The sequence below is a fragment of the Nocardia sp. NPDC003345 genome (assembly GCF_053589395.1).
Map to the genome: position 1 here is coordinate 1 of NZ_JBSFRU010000307.1, position 7,958 is coordinate 7,958.

Here is a 7,958-nt window from a genome sequence, read left to right on the forward strand (position 1 = left end):
GGGCCGAACCCCGCGCGGCGAAGCCGCGCCAATAAACACAGAACCTTGACGAGCAGGGTCACCTCCTCACCTTGGCGGGCGGGGTCACCTTCGCACCTCCGCACCTCCGCGGGCGGGGGTCACCTCCTCACCTTGGCGGGCAGGGTCACCTTCCTACCTCCGCGTGCAAGGTCACCCTCCCACCTCCGCGGGCGGGGGCGCCTTCTTAGCCTGACGAGAAAGGTCACCTTCCCACCTCCGCGGGCAGGGCACCTTCCCACCTTTGGCCGGCAATGTCACCTCTCACCTCGGCGAGCGAGATAACCCGCCCACCCTCGCGTGAGAGATCGCCTGCTCGTCTCGGCAAGCGAAGTAGCGTCCCCACCTCGCAAAGAATGGCCACCCGCCGACCTGGAGACGGAAGGTCGCTCCCACCATGGCAACCGAACTCACCGCGGCAAGCGATTATGCGCGAGCCTTCAAGGCCGACACAGAGACGACGAGAATCGGTGACCCGCAGGTCCCCGGTTCGCTCGCTAGTGAAGCCGAGTCAGTTGCTGACCGGGGCCGATTCGCCGGTTCACGTCATTCACCGCCGGGTTGCCCGGCGGGAAACGGCGCGAACCGGCGTAAACGGCCAATGGGGAGGCCATCGGCCTCCCCCCGCGTACGCGCCCGGTCAGCGGCGCCAGTCGTCGTAATTATCGTCCTCGTCCCATTTGGACAAGGAGTCATCCGCGTTGTGCTCGTCCGAGAGGACGCTACCCCGTGGGGCATTGTCGCTACCGGAAAGCTCGCGCTGAAGGCTCGAGAAGTCGGTCGACGGCGAGCTGTACTTCAGCTCCCGCGCAACCTTGGTCTGCTTTGCCTTAGCCCGGCCACGGCCCATGGCTGACCCCCTCGCGTCACAGCGGGGCGGCCTGGGGATTGGTGGCGGCCCCGTTCGAATTAATATCTTCCTGACAGACACTTTAGCGCGTGTCCGGCCGTCGCGCTTCCACGAGTCGGCTATCCGCCGGATCGACCGACCGGTTTGCCCATGTTTCGCCCCTCAGTTGCCCGGCGCGACCACTCCCGGTATGGCCCGGATCACACCGACCCTGGCGCCTCCGCCGAGTACCGGAGGAGCGGCCAAGGCGGCCAGGTCGTCGGACCACGTGACCCCCATACGCTGCAGAACCGCCATGGTCAGCGGGATCCGCGCCCGCTCGGATCCATCGTCGATCTTGTAGGCGAAGGCGCGGCCGTCGGGAAGTGCCCCCGCGTGCACACCGTCCGCGCCGATCTTGCAGACCAGCCCAGGGACCGCGCGCATGGTCCGCAAATCGGCTCCGTTGGTGCCCGAAATCACCCGCGGATGTGTGCGCAGCGCGTCGGCGATCCGGCGTTCGGGAGTGGTCTCGGCGGCGGTGGCCAGGGCGGCGAAGGCGCGTGCCAGATTCACCAGTGAGACCGGGACGATGGGCAGGCCGCAGCCGTCGATGCCGAGATCGGTTTCGGGCTCGCCGGTCAGTTCGATCACCTGCGCGAGTACGGCCTGCTGGAGCGGGTGGGATATATCCGGGTAGCCGTCGGTCGGCCAGCCGTTCACCGCGCAGGTGGCGAGCATGGCGGCGTGCTTACCCGAACAGTTCATGTACCGCTTGGCGGGTTTCTCGCCCCGGTACAACACCGCGGCGCGGGCGTGCTCGTCCATGGGCAGATCGGGCGGGCAGGCCAGATCGTCCTCGCCGAAACCGAAGCGCCGCAGCAGGCGTTCGATCAGCTCCAGATGCTCCGGTTCGCCGGTATGCGAGGCGGTGGCGATGGCGAGTTCGGCGTCGTCGACGGGCTCGAAACCATGTTTGAGCAGCGTGAGCGCCTGCATCGGCTTGTTGGTGGATCGCGGGTAGATCGGCACGTGCACGGACCCGGCCTCGAAGGTCGGTTCGCCGTCCGGGCCGATGATCACCACCGAGCCCCGGTGCACGCATTCCCGGAACCCGGAGCGCACCATTTCGACCAGGTCGACGCTCATCCGATCGGCTCCGGTTCGGTCGCCGGGCCGTCCGCGGCCGCGGTCCGCCGTTTCGTATGGCGGGCGATCTGGGCGCGGATATCGTCGGAGAGGGTGGGCTCGGCGTCGAGCAACGTCGCCAGCCGGGCGGGGTCGGTGCCGGTGAAGACGTCCCGGACGGTGATCCCGTGCGCGGGGACGTGCACGAACTCGACCCGGTCGCCCGCGGCCACCGTGCCCTCGGTGAGCACCCGGAAGTAGCAGCCGGTATCGCCGCGCAGGGTGAACCTGCGGACCCACCGGGGCTCGCCGGTCCAGTGCCCGAAGGTGGCGCACGGGACGCGTGGCGCGCTCACCTCGAAGAGTGCCCCGCCGACCGTGCAGCGGGCGCCGATGACCGCGTCGCTCAGCGGTAGGCCGGTGATGCGCAGATTCTCCCCGAACCAGCCCGGCGGCAGGTCCCGGCCGAGTTCGGCGCCCCAGGTCCGGGCGTCCTCCTCGGCGTAGCCGTAGACGGCCTGATGGACCCCGCCGTGGTGTTCGGTATTGCAGACGTGGTCGCCTTCCAGGCCGAGCCGGCCGGCTCGAACTCGCCCGGGCAAGGGTCGTTTGTCTATGGCGGTCCGGCCGACCCGCCCCGGTACCGGCAACTCGGCGTGCACTACACAGGCGGCCAGGATCCGCCCGGTGTCCCCAACCCGCATCGGCGCTCGTTCCTCTCGGCTCGTGGTGCCCGGATCAGCGGCCGCGGAGCCGTTCGATGGCCTGGCGGCCGGGCTGCGGGCTGTCGTCGGCGAGCACCGAATCGGCGTCGATGGCGGCCGCGGTGGCGCCCACGGTGAGCTGGGTATCGGGCGGGACGGCGCGTTTGATCAGCGCCAGCGCGATGGGGCCGTACTCGTAGTGGTCGATAACGGTGCCCAGGACACCGACCGAACGGCCACCCGCGGTGACCGCGTCGCCGGGAACGGGCCGTTCGTCGGCGGAGCCGTCCAGGTGGAGCAGGACCAGACGCCGCGGCGGTTTACCGAGATTGTGCACGCGCGCCACGGTCTCCTGACCGCGGTAGCAACCCTTGTTCAGGTGCACCGCGCCGTACTCCTCCGGCCCGCCGATCCAGTTGACCTCGTGTGGGATGGTGCGTTCGTCGGTATCGACCCCGATCCGCGGTCGCAGGGCCGCCACCCGCAGCGCCTCGTAGGTCCAGGACCCGGCGGGCCGCGCGCCGGCGTCGACGAGCTCCCGCCACCGGGTGAGCAGTTGCTCCCGGGGCAGCACCAGGTCGAAGGAGTCGGCGGTGGGCCAGGGCATCCGGCGCAGGAAGCCGCCACCGGTCAGCGGGAGGGCCTCGTAGATATCGGGCAACCGGTCGAGGCCCAGGGCCGGGAGCAGGGTGGCCGTCCCGGGGCCCAGCAGGCTCAGGACGGCATAACCGGAAGCCTCCCGCGGCTGCGCGTCGGCCCAGAAGACCATTTTGGCGAGGAAGTCCAGCAGGGCCGGGCCGCGATCGGCCTCGGTATCGATCCACACCGTGCCGTCCAGCTCGGTGAGCACGAAATGATGCAGCACGCGGCCGTTGAGATCGAGATCCAGATTCTCGGCGGACCGGCCGTCGCCCAGTTCGGTGAGGTGCTGACTGGTGACGGTGTGCAGCCAGCTCAACCGCTCCGCACCGGTGATGGTGAAGACGAAACGATGGGAGCGATCCACCACGGCGACGTCCTGCACGGCGGCGCGCTGTTCGCCGAGCGGATCGCCGTAGTGCCAGGGCACTAGGGCGTCCGGTGAGCCCGGCGCGGCGGCGACGGCTCCCGGTACTGCGAGGACAGGGCTGGGTGCGGCGACCACGGACACGGCTTCCACTCTAGGAGCCGATCGGCGCTGCGCGCATCAGCGGGGTCCCGACCTGGGGTTTCGGGCCTGTCGGGTCAGGCGTCGCCAGGCCTGAGGGGTACCAGGGGCAGCCAGCGGCCGATCTCGGCGGCCCGGTTCCCGGACGCGTGCACCGACCCGGCGGCCACCGCGGCGGGGAAATCCTGCAGGCCGGTCGCGAGCAGCAGCCAGGTGCGCGGATCGGTCTCGACGACATTGGGCGGTGTGCCGCGGGTGTGCCGGGGGCCTTCGACGCATTGCACCGCGACGAACGGCGGTACCCGGACCTCCACCGAATGGCCCGGCGCGACAGCCGCCAGGGCGCGCGCGGTGGCCCGTACCGCGCCGGCGAGTTCGGTGCGGGCCGGTGCGGGGTGGGTTTCGTCGAGCAGCCACTCGCGTATCGCCGTCACCGCCGACCGCGCCGCGGCTGGATCGTTATCCGTTCGTCGCGCCACCGCCCGACTCTAACCAGCACCGGCACACCGCAACCAGGACGGCCACGTCGGTGGACGGGGCCGTCGGCCCATTGCGGGCCGCGCGACCGCCCGGCCCGACATTGTCCGGACTGCCTGGCATTCCGGCCGTCATCGCGGGCGCTGTTGGCCTACGCTCGTGGCCATGGTGGATCGAGTTCTTGTAACACTCGACGGTGAAATCCGCGACGCGGACCAGCCGTTGTTGTATGCCGACGATATCGGCGTTCTGCGCGGTGACGGGATCTTCGAGACGGCGCTGGTCCGCGGTGGCACGGTATGCGCGCTCGATTTTCATCTCGCCCGGTTGCGCCGTTCCGCGCAGGCACTCGATCTACCCGAGCCCGATCTGGCGCGCTGGCGCGCCGCGATGGAAACGGCGGCCAAGGAATGGGGCGCCGATTCCGAAGGCGTCATGCGCCTGGTGCTGACAAGAGGAAGAGAGAGCGCGCTCGGCGATCCCGCGGCCGCGGTGCGGTCCGGCGAACTGTCCGAAGCGGTTCCGGTGCCCACGACCTACGTTCTGGTGACAGCGCTGGCGGACCGGGTCGCGAAGGCCCGCACCGACGGTGTCGCGGTGGTGACGCTGACCCGCGGTATCTCGATCGACCTCGCCCAGGCCGCGCCCTGGCAGTTGCTGGGTGCCAAGACCCTGTCCTACGCCACCAACATGGCCGCGCTGCGGTTCGCCACCCGGATGGGCGCCGACGATGTGATCTTCACCAGTACCGAACACCGCGTGCTGGAGGGGCCGCGGTCGACCGTGGTGATCGCGCGCGGCAAACAGTTGCTCACGCCGCCGCACAAGCACGGCGTGCTGCCCGGGGTCACCCAGCGCGCGCTGTACGCCGAGGCGGAGCGGCACGGGTACGAATGCCGGTACGAACCTCTGTTCACCGCGGACCTGTTCGACTGCGACAGCATCTGGATGCTCAGCAGTGTGACGCTGGCGGCCCGGGTGAATTCTCTGGACGGCGTGCGGATGTCGGCATCGGAGTCGGCCGCCGAGATCGCCGGGATGGTCGATCGGGGTATCGAACGCACCGGAACCATCGCGGACTGGTAGCGGAATTCTGCGGCGACCCCTCCGCGGAGGGGAGCTGTGCACAACCCCTCTTGTCGATTGTTGTGTGCCGACCGGAATTCGTTGCGCGATCGTATGGGGATCGATCGCCGTGTCGTGTCCGGCAACACATTGATCCGGGAGATTCCGTGCGTAATCTTGTACTACGACACGTCGTAGTAACAGGAGGCTCGGTGTGGACGCTCTGGATGTCTCGCGGTGGCAGTTCGGCATCACGACCGTCTACCACTTCTTGTTCGTCCCTTTGACGATCGGCCTGGCGCCGCTGGTGGCCGGGATGCAGACCGCGTGGGTGATCACGGGCAAGCAACACTGGTATCGGCTCACCAAATTCTTCGGCAAGCTCTTCCTGATCAATTTCGCGCTCGGTGTGGCCACCGGGATCGTGCAGGAATTCCAGTTCGGGATGAACTGGAGCGAGTACTCCCGTTTCGTCGGCGATGTCTTCGGCGCACCCCTGGCCCTCGAGGGGCTGGTGGCCTTCTTCATGGAGTCCACCTTCATCGGATTGTGGATCTTCGGCTGGCAACGACTGCCGAAACTCGTGCACCTCGGCACCATCTGGATGGTCGCGATCGGGGTGAACGCGTCCGCGTACTTCATCATCGCGGCCAACTCGTTCATGCAGCATCCGGTCGGCGCGCGATACAACCCCGAGACCGGGCGGGCCGAGCTCACCAGCATCGTCGAACTGCTCACCAACAACACCGCCCTCGCGGCCTTCCCACACGTGGTCGCCGGATCGTTCCTGACCGCCGCGACCTTCGTCGCCGGTATCGCCGGCTGGTGGATGGTCCGGCACGCCCGCAGCGGTGACCCCGGCAAACTCGAGGAAGCGCGCGTCATGTGGCGTCCGGCGGCCCGGGTCTCGCTGCTGGTCGCGGTGATCGCCGGTATCGCGCTGGTGTACACCGGCGATGTCCAGGGCAAGCTGATGTTCGACCAGCAGCCGATGAAGATGGCCTCCGCGGAATCGCTGTGCCACACCCAGATGAATCCGGATTTCTCGATCCTCACGGTCGGGACCCACAACAACTGCGACAGCGTGACCCATGTGCTCGAAGTGCCCTATGTGCTGCCGTGGCTGGCGGAAGGCAAGTTCTCCGGCGTGGAGTTGCAGGGTGTGGTGGACCTTCAGCAGGCATACAACGAGAAGTTCGGGCCCGGTGACTATCGGCCGAACCTCTTCGTGACCTACTGGTCGTTCCGCGCCATGATCGGGCTGGCGGCCGGGTCGGCGCTGCTGGTGTTCGCCGGCTTCTGGATGACCCGGCGCGGCCGGGTCCCGGATCGACGCTGGTTCTCCTGGCTGAGCCTGCTGGCGATACCGACGCCGTTCCTGGCGAATTCGGCCGGCTGGGTGTTCACCGAGATGGGCCGCCAGCCCTGGGTCGTGGTGCCCAACCCGACCGGCGACCAGGAGTTGCGCCTCATGGTGCAGGACGGGGTGTCCGATCACGCGACCGCGACGGTGTGGATCTCGCTGATCACCTTCACGCTGGTCTACGGATTGCTTGCCGTCGTGTGGTTCTACCTGATGCGCCGCTATGTCCGGGAGGGCCCGGAGCGGCCGCACGACGAGACCGCCGAAACCGGCGGCACCGCGGAAAAACCTGCCGAAGAGCAGCTTTCGTTCGCCTACTAGGAGCCGGTGATGGAACTGCAGGAATTCTGGTTTGTGCTCATCGGTGTGCTCTTCACCGGATACTTCGTGCTGGAGGGTTTCGATTTCGGGGTCGGCATGCTCATGCCGATCCTGGGCAGGAGATCGATATTCACGCGCGGTGCCCGCGGGTCCTCCGTGGATACGGACACCGCCTCCTTCGGGGCCGACGCGTCCACCGCCGATACTCGCCGCCGCGCGGTGCTGAACACCATCGGCCCGGTGTGGGACGGCAACGAGGTCTGGTTGATCACCGCCGGTGGCGCGCTGTTCGCCGCGTTCCCCGAGTGGTACGCGAGCATGTTCTCCGGTTTCTATTTCGCGCTGCTGCTTCTGCTGGTGGCATTGATTCTGCGGATCTGCGCCATCGAATACCGCGGCAAGATCGACGATCCGCGCTGGCGGGCCCGCTGCGATCTCGGCATCGGGATCGGTTCCTGGGTACCCGCCCTGGCCTGGGGCTGGGTGTTCGCCAATATCGTGCGCGGGGTCCCGCTGGACGCCGATAAGCAGTTCGCCGGGTCGCTCGGTGACTTCTTCTCGCCGTACGCGCTGCTGGGCGGGCTCACCACCGGGCTGCTCTTCGCCCTGCACGGGGCGGTGTTCCTGACCCTGAAGACCGGGGGAGAGCTCCGCGACCACGCCGTACGCACCGCCAGGGTGCTGCTGGTGCCCACGGCGGTCGTGGTGGCCGGTTTCGGCCTGTGGACCCAGCTCGCCCACGGCAGCGGCTGGACCTGGATCCTGGTGGGGGCGGCGGTGTTCGGTCTCCTCGTCGGAGGTGTCGCGCTGTTCGCCGGCCGAGACGGGTGGTCCTTCGCCGGGACCGCGCTGACGGTGCTCGCCGCCTCGGCGCTACTGTTCGGGGCCCTGTTCCCCGATGTGCTG

General features: G+C 68.4%; 8 protein-coding genes. 3 read left to right on the forward strand and 5 right to left on the reverse strand.

From position 1 onward, the window contains the following. Positions 1-658: 658 nt before the first annotated feature. From ACWDU1_RS25915 to ACWDU1_RS25935, 5 genes are all read right to left on the reverse strand, one after another. On the reverse strand, positions 659-868 hold the full coding sequence (locus tag ACWDU1_RS25915; RefSeq protein ID WP_450002334.1) for a DUF3073 domain-containing protein: 210 nt from the start codon (positions 866-868) through the stop codon (positions 659-661). A gap of 162 nt (positions 869-1,030) precedes the next feature. After that, the gene (locus tag ACWDU1_RS25920) at positions 1,031-1,996 is read right to left on the reverse strand and encodes an asparaginase (protein WP_450002336.1); all 966 of its coding nucleotides are present in this window, start codon (positions 1,994-1,996) and stop codon (positions 1,031-1,033) included. Next, positions 1,993-2,679, reverse strand: a complete 687-nt coding sequence (locus ACWDU1_RS25925) for an MOSC domain-containing protein (RefSeq protein ID WP_450002338.1) — start codon at positions 2,677-2,679, stop codon at positions 1,993-1,995. Before ACWDU1_RS25925 ends, ACWDU1_RS25920 begins: the two co-directional genes overlap by 4 nt. 34 nt (positions 2,680-2,713) lie before the next feature. Continuing rightward, positions 2,714-3,829 carry a CAF17-like 4Fe-4S cluster assembly/insertion protein YgfZ gene (ygfZ, locus tag ACWDU1_RS25930; protein ID WP_450002339.1) on the reverse strand — a complete coding sequence of 372 codons (1,116 nt, stop codon included), beginning with the start codon at positions 3,827-3,829 and terminating at the stop codon, positions 2,714-2,716. Positions 3,830-3,903: 74 nt separating this feature from the next. Continuing rightward, positions 3,904-4,305 (reverse strand): sterol carrier family protein, encoded by a 402-nt coding sequence (locus ACWDU1_RS25935; RefSeq protein ID WP_450002341.1) that lies wholly within the window; start codon positions 4,303-4,305, stop codon positions 3,904-3,906. A gap of 163 nt (positions 4,306-4,468) precedes the next feature. On the opposite strand from ACWDU1_RS25935, the gene ACWDU1_RS25940 reads away from it, so the two are divergent. The 3 genes from ACWDU1_RS25940 to cydB form a co-directional block, all read left to right on the forward strand. Next, positions 4,469-5,389, forward strand: coding sequence for an aminodeoxychorismate lyase (locus tag ACWDU1_RS25940; RefSeq protein WP_450002343.1), 921 nt, complete (start codon positions 4,469-4,471; stop codon positions 5,387-5,389). Positions 5,390-5,582: 193 nt separating this feature from the next. Then, positions 5,583-7,052, forward strand: a complete 1,470-nt coding sequence (locus ACWDU1_RS25945; RefSeq protein WP_450002345.1) for a cytochrome ubiquinol oxidase subunit I — start codon at positions 5,583-5,585, stop codon at positions 7,050-7,052. 9 nt (positions 7,053-7,061) lie between these two features. Beyond that, on the forward strand, positions 7,062-7,958 hold an 897-nt coding region (gene cydB, locus ACWDU1_RS25950), incomplete at its 3' end, for a cytochrome d ubiquinol oxidase subunit II (RefSeq protein ID WP_450002346.1).